Consider the following 15,216-nt stretch of genomic DNA (forward strand, 5'->3'; position numbering starts at 1 on the left):
TTTTACTCCTGAACCATAAAGTCGGGTGAAATGAATGCAATGAATAGCATTTTTGGAACGGCGTAATATTGGTTGTTATGGGAGACAAACATTTCCCGAATCCTATCGATCACTTCTGGGGAACCTTGTCCGTTAAGTACCAGCAGGTTCACTCTTTCCACTATGCTTTCGGTGTCACCGGCCCTTGCCATATCCTCGAGTTCCGTTGGCGCGATATAGAGCTCTTTCTTATTACTGCTATTGCCTCGGTTTTGACCGTAGTCTTTAAGAGCACGATAAATAATGTTGCCCATATTGATGGTTTGGCTCCAGTCAATGATGGCTAACTCTGGAGCGGTAAGGCCTAATTCCGCTAATTGTCCTTGAGGTGAATGCGAGGGTTGATAGAAGTTGAAGACGGAATTTGAACCAAGAGGGTATTGATTGAACGTCTCTTTGTAGTTCATCGGATCATAAACGATATCGTTGTTATTGCCCGGGTACGCATTCATGGCTCGATAGAGGTAAGTCATGCCTAGGATAGGCTCCCGTACTTTGGCCATATTAAGGTTGTTGGGTTCAAGTAACTCTGGTGCGGAATAGATTGCGATAATGACTTCACCGAGGTTTCCACCACTCTGGATAAACGTATTGGCCACACGGCTGACATACGCCGGTGTTGGATTGGAAGTGGTGAGTCGCTTAATGAGCATGGTTGATAAGAAGGGGGCGATGTTGGGGTGGTCGAGTAGTTGTGAAAGGAACTGGTCTAAGTCCTGTATTGCGGTTTGCCCTGGTGGGTAGTAGTGCCCCAGCACCCATTTTTCTTCGCTATCATGGTGTGCCTCGGTGTCTGACATCGGCACCAGCGTATTATTATCCGTGATATCCCAACCGGTGAAAATCCGAGAAACGGCTTCAATATCGCTGTCGGTATAGGTCTCGATAGGCTTACCTTGAGGATCGGTTTTTAGGCTGCCATCGTTATTGAGTTCGTATAAGCCAATCGTGAACAACTGCATGATTTCACGAGCGTAGTTTTGGTCTGGATCTTGGCCAGTAATGCTTTTCGGCTTATTTGCATTAAAGGTGAGGTATTGCCCCATGACGGGGGAAAGCGTGATGTTTTTCAAGAGTTCTTTACATGACCCGAAGGCACCGTCTACTAATAAATCGTAGTAATTGGAGAGTGCCAATGGATCCGTCGCGAGGTTGGCATCCTTTTCGCTCACGACAAAGATCTGACTTAGAGCAAACGCGACACGCTGACGAAGTTGGGCTTCATCCCATAAGGCAATGTCAAACCATGCGCCGACACGGCAATCTTGAGTCGGGGTATTTAACCCTCGAGAGTCGGTTTGATAGTGAGTTCGCTCTAAGTGGTGCATGTAAGGTACAGCGATTTGTTGTTCTAGCCACGTTTTCCTGTCGTCGATGAGCTTGAACGCTTCAAGAGCGTCTTGCTGTACACCCATGGTCGCCAAATCTAGAAACCGAGACGCCTGCTGGTGGGTTAAATTTTCCATATTATTCTCCCTAGCCTGGAAAGGTGTCTGCCTTTTGTGTGTTTAGGTTCATATAGGTCAGACAGTTCTAACTATTAGGGGGTAGGGACAGTAATGCCATGAAAAATTGAGTGGAATTTCGAGGGTGTGAGACTGAGGGAAGAACCTTTGTTGAGCTTTGTTAGAAAAACTGGTTTACCAGTTAAACGGATCACAGCAGCCAGTAAATACATGGTATGTATTGATAGTGTTTACTTATGGCTTAAATGAAATTTGGGTTCAATAGTTAGGTGTTTCGCCGGGGTAAGAAAAAGCCTGACGCAATGCACCAGGCTTAGAAGAGGAGTTTTTACTTTGCGCTGCTTGGGCTTAGTGACTTAGATTTACGATTGTTGGTTATACCATCGAAAGTAAACACGACTAACGCCCCCCAGATGAAGGCAAACGTGATAGCCTTATCTGAAGTAAAGGCTTCGCCGTAAATCAGCACCGCCAGTAAGAACATCAAACTAGGGCCGATATACTGGAAGAAACCTAATGTTGAGAGCTTTAAGCGAGTGGCTGCTCCGGTAAAACACAACAGTGGTAGAGTTGTGATTACCCCAGCGGCAACCAGTAGCAAGTTGAGCTGCATTGGGTTATTGGCAAAGCTTGATGTCGCACTGTCGGCAATAAATAACAAATAGACCATAGCAGCAGGCAGCATTACCAGAGTCTCAATAAACAACCCGGTTTGTGCTTCTAGCCCCACTTTCTTGCGCAGTAATCCATAAAAACCAAAACTAAACGCTAAGCCAATCGCCACAATGGGTACCGAACCAAATGCGATGAGTTGAACCAGTACACCAACAGCCGCAAGCCCTACCGCAAACCACTGCAGTTTTCTTAACCGTTCTCCAAGGAATAGCATACCAAGCAACACGTTAATTAAAGGGTTGATGTAATACCCTAAACTGGCATCGAGCATGTGATTGGCGTTGACGGCCCAGATGAAAATAAGCCAATTTGCTCCCACAAGCAGTGAGGTGGAAACCAAGTACGTCATTTTTTTCTTGGACGTCAGGGTGTCGCGGACGTTACGCCAGCTGCGACCAATATGCAGTAAAAATGCTAATAGGAAGAAAGACCACACCACTCGATGGCTGAGAATTTCGAGTGGAGAAACTTCCGATAACGATTTGAAATATATAGGGGCGATACCCCACATGGTGTACGCGCCAATTGCAAGCAAGATTCCTTGGCGAGTCCGTTGTTGTTCTTCAGGTGTCATGCAACTTTCTCTAGCACTGGGTGCTTATTAATAAGTTTTATAAGAGAGTTGCTCAGTATAGGAGCGTTAAGCCTTTTCACCTAACAATTTGCGGTTTAATTCGCCATCATTCCCCTCTACAATGTGTCGCCTTGCTTACGACTAAGCTCGCTAAATTTATACCTCGACTAGGATCCATAATGACCGCCACTTTGATTGCTGAGCAAACACCAACTCCCGCGAATGATGCGCAAACCATCTTAGAAGATGTGTTCGGTTATCAAAGCTTTCGCGATGGTCAGCAAGAAGTGATCGACTACGCCGTACAGGGCAAAGACAGTTTAGTGATCATGCCGACAGGGGGAGGCAAATCCCTTTGTTATCAAATCCCAGCTTTGGTGCGAGAAGGGCTAACTTTAGTGATCTCTCCGCTGATTTCTCTGATGAAAGACCAAGTCGATCAGCTCAAAGCCAATGGGGTGTCGGCAGAGTGCATCAACTCTTCCATGCCAAGAGAAGAGCTGATTTCGGTATTTAACCGAATGAACTCAGGGCAGTTGAAAATGGTATACGTTTCTCCAGAACGTGTATTAATGCGAGATTTCATTGAACGCTTACAAGGCTTACCGCTCTCGATGATTGCTGTCGATGAAGCGCATTGTATTTCTCAGTGGGGGCATGACTTCCGCCCAGAGTACGCTTCACTAGGACAGTTAAAACAATTCTTCCCGCACGTGCCGTATATGGCTCTGACGGCCACCGCCGATGATGCGACTCGCAAAGATATTATGCAGCGATTACAGCTAGTGGAGCCGCATACTTATCTAGGAAGCTTTGATCGTCCTAACATTCGTTACAACCTCGTCGAGAAGCATAAACCGGTTTCACAAGTCGTCCGTTATCTGGAAACTCAAAAAGGTAACTGCGGCATTATTTACTGTGGTAGCCGCAAGAAAGTGGAAATGGTAACGGAAAAACTGTGTAACAACGGTATTCGAGCCGCAGGCTATCATGCCGGTATGGACACGGATGAACGCGCTTATGTTCAAGATGCTTTCCAGCGTGACGATATCCAAATTGTTGTAGCGACAGTCGCCTTTGGTATGGGGATCAACAAACCCAACGTACGCTTTGTGGTGCACTTTGATATTCCAAGAAACATCGAGTCCTATTATCAAGAAACGGGCAGAGCAGGGCGTGATGGACTGCCAGCGGAAGCGATGATGTTGTTTGACCCGGCGGACATGGGTTGGCTTCGACGTATGCTTGATGAAAAAGAAGAAGGCCCGCAAAAGCAAGTTGAGATGCATAAACTCAATGCCATGAGTGCTTTTGCTGAAGCGCAAACTTGCCGCCGACAAGTACTGCTCAATTATTTCGGAGAATACCGAGACAAGCCTTGTGGTAACTGTGATATCTGCTTAGATCCACCCAAGCATTTTGATGCGACGGAAGAAGCTCAAAAGGCGCTGTCTTGTGTGTACCGAGTGAACCAATCTTTCGGTATGGGGTATGTAGTGGAAGTGATGCGTGGTATGCAGAACATTCGCGTGCGCGACAATGGTCACGATAAACTGTCAACTTACGGTATTGGTCGCGACCATAGCCATGACTACTGGATCAGTATTTTTCGTCAGCTTATCCATAAAGGCTTATTGTTTCAAAACATCACTCGTAACTCGACACTGCAGCTAACCGAAGAGGCACGCCCTTTATTGCGTGGGGAAATGTCTTTAGAGTTGGCAGTACCTCGTTTAGACACCGCAGCACGCAGTGCCAAGGCGGATAAATTAACGAGTAAGAATTACGATAAGAAGCTTTTTGCTAAGTTACGTAAGCTGCGTAAATCGATTGCCGATGAAGATGGCTTACCGCCATACGTGGTATTCAGTGACGCAACCTTGATCGACATGGCTGAAATATTGCCGACGTCTTATGGTGAGATGTTAGCGGTCAACGGTGTTGGTCAGCGCAAATTAGATAAATACGCCGATCCGTTTTTGGATCTCATTCAAGAGCACATCACTAACCACGGTTAAACATTTTCGAATCATAAAAGGCTAACTTAATGACGACACAGACAGAATTTGGTTTACGCGATTACTTAGCAGAAGAAGGGCGCTTGTTGATCAGGTCTCCAAGCTTTGACTTCGATTCATATGAGGTGCTTGGTGATAAGTTGGTGTCTTTGTTATCGGCATCGGTAGTCGAAAAGCAATGGGATGCCGATATGCATTCATGGCTTATCGACTTTGAAGGTTGCCGGATGTTTTTGAAATCTGAACATTACAGTGAGTCGATTTGGTTCGAGTCACTGAATGTGGATGAAAGCAAAGAAGAGTTCGACTATCTAGCGCAGTTATTCCAGCGTGGGTTTTAACGTTCACTGAGATTATTTTTCAGAAAAACGATTGCGCGAGTTCCACTCGTTGCAGCTAAAATTGATTAATGTATAATCGCTCGCCGCTCAAGTGAGCGATTTTATTTTATACGTAGTTTTTCACATTATTGGTAAGAGCATTGTTCATTGTATTGAGCAATTGACTCGATTTGGGTTCCCTCACCCCCAAACCAAACTAAAAAGGTACAGCATGAGTAACTTTACCCCTGCGCAACAGCGCAAAGCCCTAGCACTTTTAGTTTTGTTCCATTTAATCATCATTGCGTCGAGCAATTATTTGGTTCAACTTCCTTTTACCATCTTTGGTATGCACACCACTTGGGGTGCGTTCACGTTCCCATTTATCTTCTTAGCAACGGATTTGACTGTGCGTATCTTTGGCGCAAAGTTAGCTCGTAAGATTATTTTCTTAGTGATGTTACCGGCACTAGCCGTATCGTACTTGCTTTCAGTGGTGTTTTTCGAAGGTCAATTTCAAGGCTTTAGTCAGCTAAGTGAATTTAACCTATTTGTTGCCCGTATTTCTGCTGCGAGCTTCATGGCTTATCTACTCGGTCAGATCTTAGATGTGCATGTCTTTAACCGTTTACGCCAGTTAAAACAGTGGTGGGTAGCCCCAACGTGTTCAACGCTGTTTGGTAATGCGCTGGATACCATCGCTTTCTTCGCGATTGCGTTCTATCAAAGCTCAGATCCATTCATGGCGGAGCACTGGACGGAAATTGCTTTAGTTGATTACGGATTTAAATTGGTGATTAGCTTAGGCTTATTTGTTCCAATGTATGGTGTGCTTCTTAATTACATTGTGAAAAAGCTAACCGCAGTTAACCCTGACTTTAAAGCGACCGGAGTGAGAGCCTAGTTTGTATCGTCAGGCGTGAATGAAGCTATAAAGAAAAAGCCCTAGTTAGATAACTAGGGCTTTTTTAATGCTTGGAAGACTGAAGGCTTATCGACTTTCGATAGAAAGCGGCCAACCAATATCAGTCTGGCGGTTTGCTTCAATTTCCAGCTCTGCTGCCGTTAGCGGGTTCGACGCTAACCATTGCTGAGCGATGGTTAGCGTGAGTTTGTCACCTTCGGCGCTGAGTGTTACTTGTGGCTCTAAATCAGGATTACGACGATGGCTCAGTAATATCGCCAAACGCAATAAACGCAAAATACGTTTACTGCTGGTGCCTGACACGGCATGTTGCTCAGGTAGTGAAGTGAGTTGCTCTCGGTAACGACGAGCAAGTTCACCCAAATAGTGTTTCTGAGCGCGAGTAAAACCCGGTAAGTCTAAGTGCTGTAGTAAGTACGCACTATGCTCTCCACCTTTTTTAAAGTCGATGGTTAAGCCTATCTCGTGGAGCTTAGCAGCCGTTTCCAATAAGACATTAGCTTGCGGTTCTGCAATCCATTCGTCTGCCCCGACTTGTTCAAAGAGGTGAAGCGCTAATTGTGCAGCTTGTTCACCGTAGGCAGCATCCATTTGGTAGCGAGACTGCACACTCGCAATCGTGCGGGCACGAATGTCGTCTTGGCGAAGTTCATCCACCATTTCGTAAGCGAGACCTTCACGCAGTGCACCGCCAGCGAGCGTCATTGAATCAATTTCAAGTAATTCAAAAATCGCTATTAGGATCGACAGGCCACTTGGGAACACTAAGGCTCTTTCTAGTGTTAAGCCGTCGATATCAAGTTCTTCTAAACGTTCTGCGAGCATGGCTTGCTTTTGCAGACGTTTGAGTTTGGCATGAGTAATAACTTCATCCATGCCTTGTGCAAGCATGATTTCTTGTAGGGCTTGCACAGTACCACTTGCCCCAACACAAACATCCCAACCGAGTTGAGTGTAATTGTCTAGGATCGGCGTTAAGGTCGCTTTTGCCGCTTCAATAGCGTTATCAAAGTTACTGGCGTTTAACTGGCGATCTTTAAAGTGGCGCTCTAGCCAAGTCACGCAGCCCATTTTTAAACTGGTTAAGGCTTTGGCTTCAAACCCTTCACCAATGATCATTTCGGTACTGGCACCGCCAATATCAACAACTAAACGGCGGCCACTGCCACCTGATGTGTGCGCTACACCTTTATAGATTGTCGCGGCTTCTTCTTCGCCGGAAATTACATTGATGTCGTAACCAAGGATTTGGTTGGCTTTATCGAGAAAAGTATCCACATTGGTTGCAGTACGTAGGGTCGCTGTACCGACAATGCGGATATTTTCTTTCGGAATATCTTGTAGTCGTTCTGCAAATAGACTCAAACAGTCCCAACCGCGTTGCATCGCTTCTAGACTAAGTGCGTTGTCTTCATCTAAGCCTGCGGCTAAGCGAACTTTGCGCTTAATCTTGGCCATGGTTTGTACGCTACCATCGATATGACGCACAACGAGCATATGGAAACTGTTCGACCCGAGGTCGATGGCGGCGTAAAGCGGAGATGACACTGTTTGACTCATAGACGACTAAGCTTCCTTGTTATGACGCGGCTGACGAGGGCGACGGTTTTGATGCGGTTTACGGTTTCCATTACGCGAGCCACCATTGTTTGAGCGACGCTGTTGTGGATTGCGTGAACGCATGCGTAGTGGTGCTGGTAAATCTTCAATTAGTGCTGAAGAGTCGTAATCCGATACTGGAATTGCGTGCTCAATGTACTCTTCGATAGGTGGAAGGTTAATCGCGTAATCTTCACATGCGAAGCTAATTGAGTGACCACTTGCGCCAGCACGACCAGTACGGCCGATACGGTGAACGTAATCTTCACAGTCATCTGGTAGGTCGAAGTTGAATACGTGCGTTACTTGAGGGATGTGTAGGCCACGCGCTGCAACGTCGGTTGCAACTAGCAGGTCAACATCACCTTTGGTGAATTGCTCAAGAATCTTTTCACGTTTCTTTTGTGGTACATCGCCTGTTAAGAGACCTACACGGTGTCCATCAGCTGCGAGGTGACCCCAAACTGATTCACATTTGTGCTTAGTGTTCGCAAAAATAATCGCACGATCTGGCCATTCTTCTTCAATCAAGGTTTGTAGAAGTGACATCTTATGTTCGTTCGATGGGTAGAACAGCTCTTCTTGGATGCGGTGGCCTGTTTTTACTTCTGGCTCAACCACAACATGCTCTGGGTTGTGCATGTGCTCGAATGCTAATTCTTGAACACGGTAAGACAAAGTCGCAGAGAACAGCATGTTCAGGCGATCTTGTGGCTCAGGCATACGACGGAATAGGAAGCGAATGTCTTTAATGAAGCCAAGATCGAACATGCGATCCGCTTCATCAAGCACAACAGCTTGAATGTGGTTAAGGTTAAATACCTTTTGTTTGTAAAAATCGATGATGCGACCAGTAGTACCGATTAGAACATCAACGCCTTCTTCTAACTTACCTAATTGCTTATCGTAGCTTTCACCGCCGTAAGCCAATGCTGCTTTGATACCAGTGCTTGCGACTAGAGATTCAGCATCGTTATAGATCTGAATCGCCAGTTCGCGAGTCGGTGCCATAATAATCGCACGTGGCTGATTAGGCTTACGACCTTCATGAGCAGGTGTTTTTAGTAAGTGGTTAAAAGTAGCAGTAAGAAACGCTAAGGTTTTACCAGTACCCGTTTGGGCCTGGCCTGCAATGTCTTGGCCGGTGAGCAGGACCGGCAACGCCAAGGCTTGGATCGGGGTACAATATTCGAACCCTTTTTTCTCCAATCCTTCAATGACTTGGGTGTTTAAATCCAAATCGGCGAACTTTTGCTCTGTGATATGCGTCTTTTTCATTGCTATAGAATATCAGCTTAAGCTTGCAATACGAAAGTAAATACATTCCAATAGGGCATCTATTTACTGGTTATCATCCAACCAGTTCAGAAAAAACACATTGGAGTGGAAGATGAGTGATAAGATTTTGCAGCTAACTGATGACGGTTTTGATAACGATGTAATCAATGCTGCAGGCCCAGTTCTTGTTGATTTTTGGGCAGAATGGTGTGGACCATGTAAGATGATCGCGCCGATTCTTGATGAAATCGCAGACGAGTACGAAGGCAAACTCACTATCGGTAAACTGAATATCGACCAAAACGCAGGTACTCCACCAAAGTTTGGTATTCGCGGTATTCCAACATTGCTTCTATTTAAAGATGGTGGTGTGGCAGCAACTAAAGTTGGTGCATTATCAAAAACTCAATTGAAAGAGTTTTTGGATGCAAACCTATAATTAGGTGAGCAATTGAAAAAAGAAACCGTGCAGTTAACAAATGCGCGGTTTTGTTTTTTTCAAACCCTAGACTAGGCTAATAATTAGTGCTAATTTATCGCACGTTAATTGAACAAATTTCTCTTCTTGGTCGATCCTGTGACCAAATCCTTCTTAACTTAAGAAAACAGATCCTATTTTGACTAAACAAACTTCCACCACTATGAATCTTACTGAACTGAAGAACAGACCTGTGTCTGAGCTTGTTAAACTTAGCGAAAGCTTAGGTCTTGAAAATCAAGCTCGCCTAAGAAAACAAGACATTATCTTCTCCATCCTTAAAGCGCATGCAAAAAGTGGTGAAGACATCTTTGGTGATGGTGTTCTAGAAATTCTTCAAGACGGTTTTGGTTTCCTACGTAGCGCCGACAGTTCATACCTGGCTGGCCCAGATGATATCTACGTATCTCCAAGCCAAATTCGTCGTTTTAACCTTCGCACTGGTGACTCGATTGGCGGTAAAATCCGTCCACCTAAAGATGGCGAACGTTACTTTGCACTGCTTAAAGTAAACACGGTTAACTACGACAAGCCAGACAACGCTCGTAACAAGATCCTTTTCGAAAACCTTACTCCTCTTCATGCCAACGAACGTATGGTGATGGAAGCGGGTAATGGTGCGACTGAAGATATTACGGCCCGTATTCTTGACCTTGCATCTCCAATTGGTAAAGGTCAGCGTGGTCTGATTGTTGCTCCGCCTAAAGCGGGTAAGACAATGCTTCTGCAAAACATTGCTCAAAGCATTGCTCGTAACCATCCTGAGTGTGAACTAATGGTTCTACTTATCGATGAGCGTCCAGAAGAAGTAACAGAAATGCAGCGCCTAGTGAAAGGCGAAGTAGTTGCTTCAACATTCGATGAGCCAGCATCTCGCCACGTACAAGTTGCAGAAATGGTTATCGAGAAAGCGAAACGCCTTGTTGAACACAAGAAAGACGTGGTTATCCTGCTGGATTCTATTACTCGTCTAGCTCGTGCTTACAACACTGTGATTCCTTCATCAGGTAAAGTTCTTACTGGCGGTGTTGACGCGAATGCTCTACATCGTCCAAAGCGTTTCTTCGGTGCGGCACGTAACGTAGAAGAAGGCGGTAGCTTAACGATCATCGCAACAGCACTGGTTGATACTGGTTCTAAGATGGATGAAGTTATCTACGAAGAATTCAAAGGTACAGGTAACATGGAACTGCACCTTAACCGTAAGATTGCTGAAAAGCGCGTATTCCCAGCGATTGATTTCAACCGCTCTGGTACTCGTCGTGAAGAGCTTCTTACGAAGAACGATGAACTACAGAAGATGTGGATTCTGCGTAAGATTGTTCACCCAATGGGCGAAATCGACGCAATGGAATTCCTTATCGATAAGCTAGCAATGACCAAGACCAATGACGAATTCTTCGATGCAATGCGTCGTCAGTAATTCATATTGATGTGACAGTTTTCGAAACGCCACCTTTGGGTGGCGTTTTTATTTGCATTTTAGGCAGCCAACTAGCAGAATAAATAAAAATGTTATCGGGAAGTTAAAATGCAACAAGGAATGTTGTCGTCATTACTCCTGTCTACGTCATTACTTTTCACCTCAGTACCTGTGAGTGCAACAGAAATGACCGTTAATACGGTAGAGCAATGGCTTGCTAATGAACAGGTTCAGATGAAAACCTCTGAATTTCTTCAATTCGTTATTCAAGATGAAGTTGACTCTCTTCGTTTCGCTCTTCAGCGCTTGGCATTTCCTCAGCAGGAAGTGGCGCGTTATCAACTCCTTTCCACGCTCGAGCAACAGAACATAGCATTAACGCCCAAAATGGCGATTTTTGTTGAACAACAATTAGCCCTCACGCCTACGTATCAGGTGCTCGAAAGAGGGGATGGCTATGAGTTCACCGTCCCTGCCTTTAATTATCAAGCCATCGCTAGCCGCTTAATGAAGCAATGGCACCAGGACCAAACCATTCTTGCGTTTGTGTTGAATGCCGAAAAACACGAACTAGAGCTAGAAAAGTGGTTATCTGGACCTGAGCATCAAGTCCAAACCCGAGAGGCTTTGCTGATCAGAGAGCTTGATAGCTTGTCACCAGAAGCGGTGAGCTATCTATCAGGCCAATTGACTCAGAATAAGGTTGTGAGTTGGCTTCCTTCTAATCAAGTTATGGTTCGCTTAGCTCAGGTCAGTGAAGACCCCGCGGTTTATCAAATGCTTTGGAGAATGCGTGCCGATTTTCATAGCCAGCAAGAACTGGAACGGTTAGCGAAATCAGCGACGGACTTTTCATTGGAGCAAGTGATGGCCGCTACCAAGAATCCGAGTTTGAAAGAAGAGGCCATAACATTGCTGACGAAAGCGAATCCGCTATCTGAAGAGGTAAAAACCTTCTTAGTCTCACGTATGGCTTTAGCTGACGAAGCGCCATTGGTAGCGAGGGAGTTGGCAAAGCAAGGTCATGGTCGTTGGCTGCAAGATTTAGTCAACGATAACCCTCAAGTGAAAGGTAGTCTGATTCAACAAGTACTGCCTTAGCGAAAGTGCCCCAGAATAACCTTATTAAAAAGGGGGACCGAATGGTTCCCCTTTTTGGTATACTGCCTGCAGTTTAACCAGTCATTTAGTAGGCCTATGAGTTTTAAGGATTTACGCGACTTCATTGACCATTTAGAAAGCATTGGTCAGTTGAAACGCATTACTCACCCAATTGACCCTCACTATGAAATGACCGAGATCAGTGATCGCACTCTTCGTGCTGGTGGTCCGGCATTGCTATTTGAAAAACCAATTGGTTATGACGTTCCGGTATTAACCAACTTATTTGGTACGCCAGGTCGTGTTGCTATCGGTATGGGACGTAACGAAGTGAAAGAGCTTCGTGAAGTTGGCAAATTGCTCGCTTATCTTAAAGAGCCTGAACCGCCGAAAGGTTTCAAAGACGCGATTGATAAGATCCCGGTATTTAAGCAAGTATTGAATATGCCGGCCAAAAGACTGCGTAAGGCCGCTTGTCAGCAGGTGGTTTGGCAAGGTGATGACGTTGACCTAGATAAGATACCTGTCATGAGTTGTTGGGCCGACGATGTTGCCCCGCTATTGACTTGGGGTTTAACAGTGACTCGTGGTCCTAATAAGAAACGCCAAAACTTAGGTATCTACCGCCAGCAAAAGATTGGTAAGAACAAAATCATCATGCGCTGGTTGGCCCACCGTGGTGGCGCGTTAGATCTTAGAGAGTGGATGGAAACAAATCCTGGCAAACCATTCCCAGTTTCAGTCGCCTTTGGTGCGGACCCCGCGACCATTCTTGGCGCCGTAACACCTGTCCCTGATACTTTGTCGGAATACGCTTTTGCCGGATTGCTACGAGGCAGCAAAACCGAAGTAGTAAAGTCGGTCAGTAATGATTTAGAAGTGCCAGCAAGCGCAGAGATCGTTATGGAAGGTTACATTGACCCTAATGAATTTGCTGATGAAGGCCCTTATGGTGACCACACTGGTTATTACAATGAGAAAGAGAAACATCATGTTTTTACTATTACTCATGTAACCATGCGAGAGAACCCGATTTACCACAGTACGTACACTGGTCGTCCACCGGATGAGCCTGCTGTATTAGGCGTGGCCCTAAATGAAGTCTTTGTGCCGATTTTGCAAAAGCAATTTCCTGAGATTGAAGATTTCTATTTGCCGCCGGAAGGGTGTTCTTATCGAATGGCCGTCGTGACGATGAAGAAGCAATATCCTGGGCACGCGAAGCGCGTAATGATGGGAGTTTGGTCTTTCCTTCGTCAATTTATGTACACCAAGTTTGTTGTAGTGTGTGACGAAGAAGTCAATGCTCGTGACTGGGCGTCGGTAACAAAAGCCATGTCGCGTAATATGGATCCTAAGCGCGATACAGTGTTGATTGAAAATACCCCTATAGATTCTCTAGATTTTGCGTCACCCGTTGTAGGGCTGGGGTCAAAAATGGGGCTGGATGTGACGACTAAGTGGGACGCTGAATTAGTGCTTAGCTCGACTAAAGCGGTTCCTGTAAAGGCTCATGCGGAGTGCTTGATGATTGTGGAGGAGCTAAAACAGCAGTTCGCAGAAATTATCGACGTACATTTGCAAAATGAATCAGCTGAAATGGTGGTGGTGACCATACGTAAATCATACTCAGGACAAGCCAAAGTGCTGATGGAAGGGATATGGTCGCGCTTCGCCGAGAATAAATTCGTGATAATTTGCGATGAAGATGTCAGTTCGCAAGATTGGAATGACATTATTTGGGCTGTGACCACTAGGATGGATCCGTCTAGAGATACGCTTTTTGTTTCGCACCAATCTGAACCTTCAAGAATGGGGCTAGATGCGACGAATAAAATAGAAGGGGAATGCTCAAGAGAATGGGGCATTCCTATCAAAAAAGATCCAAAAGTTGTCGATAAAATTGACAGTATCTGGGATGAGCTAGGAATTTTATGAGCTACCAAGTAGTCTTGTATCCAGCAAACATCACTTTTGAAATAAAAGCCGGCCAGACAGTGTTGGAAGCTGCACTCAACAGCAACATTAACTTCCCACACCGGTGCCAAGTTGGCGCATGTGCGATGTGCATGTGCAAGAAATTAGAAGGTAGTGTGAATTATCACTTGGAACCTATGCTTACAGAGAAAGAGCAAGACCAAGGTTGGATATTTCCATGCCAAGCATTTGCAGAAAGTAATTTAGTCCTAACGCTTGATGAATAGTCAGTGGTTAGAGAGAGGAAGAAAATGACTATTAAATGTAAAGTTAAGTCGATTGAAGCATTGGCTTGTAATACTTATCAAATCTTGCTTCATCCGGAAAGCCCTGTGGCATTTAAAGCAGGTCAGTACTTAATGGTTGAAATGGGCGAAAAAGACAAGCGCCCTTTTTCTATTGCAAGTAGCCCTTGCCGTCATGAAGGTGAGTTAGAACTACATATTGGTGCCGCTGAACATAACGCTTATGCTCATGAAGTTGTAGAAGCGATGAAAAAAGCGTTAGCCGAAGATGGCGAAATTGATATTGATGCTCCTCACGGTGATGCATGGATTAAGGAAGATAGTGAGCACCCAATCTTACTCATTGCAGGTGGTACTGGTTTTAGTTACGTCCGTTCAATTTTAGATCATTGCATCGCTCAAAATAAAACAAACCCTATCTACTTATACTGGGGTGCGAAGGATGAACGTCAACTTTATGCGAAATCCGAATTGGATGAGATTGCAGCGAAGTACTCAAATGTCACTTTTGTACCAGTGGTAGAAGAAGCACCAGCGGAGTGGCGTGGTGAAGTTGGTAATGTGCTTCAAGCCGTAACTGGAAACTTCGACTCATTAGCAGATTATGATATTTACATTGCTGGTCGTTTTGAAATGGCCGGTGCTGCTAGAGAATTGTTTACACAGAATAAACAGGCAAAAAGCGACCAAATGTACGCTGATGCGTATGCATTTATTTAAAATGTAATCGTCATCCTAAGATAAAAAAGAGCGCGAAAGCGCTCTTTTTGTATTTTTGGTTAACAAGTAAGCGAACAAGCGTTGTTTATGAAGTTTTTCATAAAAAGGGGTTGCCAACATCTGCTTCATCTCTATAATGCCGCCTCACTGACACGGCAGAGCCAATAAGGCTTCATCGTGAAAGTCAGTCGATGGATTCTTGAGTAATTTAATTTTTTAAAAAGTGTTTGACACTGATAATTATCTCGCTAGAATGACCGTCCGCTTTGAGAAGAAAACTTCGAAAAGCACGCTCTTTAACAATTTAAACCTATCAATCTGTGTGGGCACTCGTTGATGATTATCAAAATTGATTCTTAGGAATCACTTTGGTTTCAA

At 44.9% G+C, this 15,216-nt stretch carries 13 protein-coding genes and 1 pseudogene; 10 read left to right on the plus strand and 4 right to left on the minus strand.

Annotated elements, in window-relative coordinates:
* Positions 1 to 2 precede the first annotated feature (2 nt).
* Positions 3 to 1,505: a DUF1800 family protein gene (locus ACHUFI_RS21520; RefSeq protein ID WP_394252934.1), complete on the minus strand. Its 1,503-nt coding sequence runs from the start codon at positions 1,503 to 1,505 to the stop codon at positions 3 to 5.
* A 328-nt stretch (positions 1,506 to 1,833) separates the two neighbouring features.
* The gene (gene rarD, locus ACHUFI_RS21525) at positions 1,834 to 2,754 is read right to left on the minus strand and encodes an EamA family transporter RarD (RefSeq protein ID WP_394252936.1); all 921 of its coding nucleotides are present in this window, start codon (positions 2,752 to 2,754) and stop codon (positions 1,834 to 1,836) included.
* Positions 2,755 to 2,933: 179 nt separating this feature from the next.
* Here rarD and recQ point away from each other — a divergent pair, with 179 nt between their 5' ends.
* From recQ to ACHUFI_RS21540, 3 genes are all read left to right on the plus strand, one after another.
* A complete protein-coding gene (gene recQ, locus ACHUFI_RS21530) occupies positions 2,934 to 4,772 on the plus strand; it encodes an ATP-dependent DNA helicase RecQ (protein ID WP_394252938.1) in 1,839 nt (612 codons plus the stop codon).
* A 29-nt stretch (positions 4,773 to 4,801) separates the two neighbouring features.
* Complete coding sequence (locus ACHUFI_RS21535; protein WP_394252940.1) at positions 4,802 to 5,113, plus strand: DUF3630 family protein; 312 nt, start codon at positions 4,802 to 4,804, stop codon at positions 5,111 to 5,113.
* Positions 5,114 to 5,324: 211 nt separating this feature from the next.
* A complete protein-coding gene (locus ACHUFI_RS21540) occupies positions 5,325 to 5,996 on the plus strand; it encodes a 7-cyano-7-deazaguanine/7-aminomethyl-7-deazaguanine transporter (RefSeq protein ID WP_394252942.1) in 672 nt (223 codons plus the stop codon).
* Positions 5,997 to 6,083: 87 nt separating this feature from the next.
* On the opposite strand, the gene gppA is transcribed toward ACHUFI_RS21540, so the two are convergent.
* Complete coding sequence (gene gppA / locus ACHUFI_RS21545) at positions 6,084 to 7,577, minus strand: guanosine-5'-triphosphate,3'-diphosphate diphosphatase (protein ID WP_394252944.1); 1,494 nt, start codon at positions 7,575 to 7,577, stop codon at positions 6,084 to 6,086.
* A gap of 6 nt (positions 7,578 to 7,583) precedes the next feature.
* Positions 7,584 to 8,894, minus strand: coding sequence for an ATP-dependent RNA helicase RhlB (rhlB, locus tag ACHUFI_RS21550; protein ID WP_394252946.1), 1,311 nt, complete (start codon positions 8,892 to 8,894; stop codon positions 7,584 to 7,586).
* A 112-nt stretch (positions 8,895 to 9,006) separates the two neighbouring features.
* On the opposite strand from rhlB, the gene trxA reads away from it, so the two are divergent.
* The 7 genes and pseudogenes from trxA (at position 9,007) to fre (ending at position 14,838) form a co-directional block, all read left to right on the plus strand.
* Entirely contained in the window at positions 9,007 to 9,333 is a 327-nt protein-coding gene (gene trxA / locus ACHUFI_RS21555; RefSeq protein WP_010440700.1) for a thioredoxin TrxA, read from the plus strand.
* Positions 9,334 to 9,535: 202 nt separating this feature from the next.
* Positions 9,536 to 10,795 (plus strand): transcription termination factor Rho, encoded by a 1,260-nt coding sequence (rho, locus tag ACHUFI_RS21560; RefSeq protein ID WP_017062978.1) that lies wholly within the window; start codon positions 9,536 to 9,538, stop codon positions 10,793 to 10,795.
* Between the two features lie 108 nt (positions 10,796 to 10,903).
* Entirely contained in the window at positions 10,904 to 11,896 is a 993-nt protein-coding gene (locus ACHUFI_RS21565) for a hypothetical protein (protein WP_394252949.1), read from the plus strand.
* A 96-nt stretch (positions 11,897 to 11,992) separates the two neighbouring features.
* Positions 11,993 to 13,381: pseudogene (gene ubiD, locus ACHUFI_RS21570) on the plus strand (4-hydroxy-3-polyprenylbenzoate decarboxylase); the annotation flags it as partial.
* A gap of 48 nt (positions 13,382 to 13,429) precedes the next feature.
* Positions 13,430 to 13,834, plus strand: a complete 405-nt coding sequence (locus tag ACHUFI_RS21575; RefSeq protein WP_394252957.1) for a UbiD family decarboxylase — start codon at positions 13,430 to 13,432, stop codon at positions 13,832 to 13,834.
* Positions 13,831 to 14,100 (plus strand): 2Fe-2S iron-sulfur cluster-binding protein, encoded by a 270-nt coding sequence (locus ACHUFI_RS21580; RefSeq protein ID WP_394252951.1) that lies wholly within the window; start codon positions 13,831 to 13,833, stop codon positions 14,098 to 14,100. The genes ACHUFI_RS21575 and ACHUFI_RS21580 overlap by 4 nt, the downstream gene beginning before the upstream one ends.
* Before the next feature lie 24 nt (positions 14,101 to 14,124).
* Positions 14,125 to 14,838, plus strand: coding sequence for an NAD(P)H-flavin reductase (fre, locus tag ACHUFI_RS21585; RefSeq protein WP_394252953.1), 714 nt, complete (start codon positions 14,125 to 14,127; stop codon positions 14,836 to 14,838).
* Positions 14,839 to 15,216: the final 378 nt, after the last annotated feature.

This window comes from Vibrio profundi (assembly GCF_043642225.1).
Taxonomy (GTDB): domain Bacteria; phylum Pseudomonadota; class Gammaproteobacteria; order Enterobacterales; family Vibrionaceae; genus Vibrio; species Vibrio profundi_A.

Coding starts and splice junctions, on each gene's coding strand:
- fre (WP_394252953.1), top strand. CDS start 14,125: ATGACTATTAAATGTAAAGTTAAGTCGATTGAAGCATTGGCTTGTAAT.
- ACHUFI_RS21520 (WP_394252934.1), bottom strand. CDS start 1,505: ATGGAAAATTTAACCCACCAGCAGGCGTCTCGGTTTCTAGATTTGGCG.
- rhlB (WP_394252946.1), bottom strand. CDS start 8,894: ATGAAAAAGACGCATATCACAGAGCAAAAGTTCGCCGATTTGGATTTA.
- ACHUFI_RS21580 (WP_394252951.1), top strand. CDS start 13,831: ATGAGCTACCAAGTAGTCTTGTATCCAGCAAACATCACTTTTGAAATA.
- rarD (WP_394252936.1), bottom strand. CDS start 2,754: ATGACACCTGAAGAACAACAACGGACTCGCCAAGGAATCTTGCTTGCA.
- ACHUFI_RS21540 (WP_394252942.1), top strand. CDS start 5,325: ATGAGTAACTTTACCCCTGCGCAACAGCGCAAAGCCCTAGCACTTTTA.
- rho (WP_017062978.1), top strand. CDS start 9,536: ATGAATCTTACTGAACTGAAGAACAGACCTGTGTCTGAGCTTGTTAAA.
- ACHUFI_RS21565 (WP_394252949.1), top strand. CDS start 10,904: ATGCAACAAGGAATGTTGTCGTCATTACTCCTGTCTACGTCATTACTT.
- gppA (WP_394252944.1), bottom strand. CDS start 7,577: ATGAGTCAAACAGTGTCATCTCCGCTTTACGCCGCCATCGACCTCGGG.
- trxA (WP_010440700.1), top strand. CDS start 9,007: ATGAGTGATAAGATTTTGCAGCTAACTGATGACGGTTTTGATAACGAT.
- ACHUFI_RS21535 (WP_394252940.1), top strand. CDS start 4,802: ATGACGACACAGACAGAATTTGGTTTACGCGATTACTTAGCAGAAGAA.
- recQ (WP_394252938.1), top strand. CDS start 2,934: ATGACCGCCACTTTGATTGCTGAGCAAACACCAACTCCCGCGAATGAT.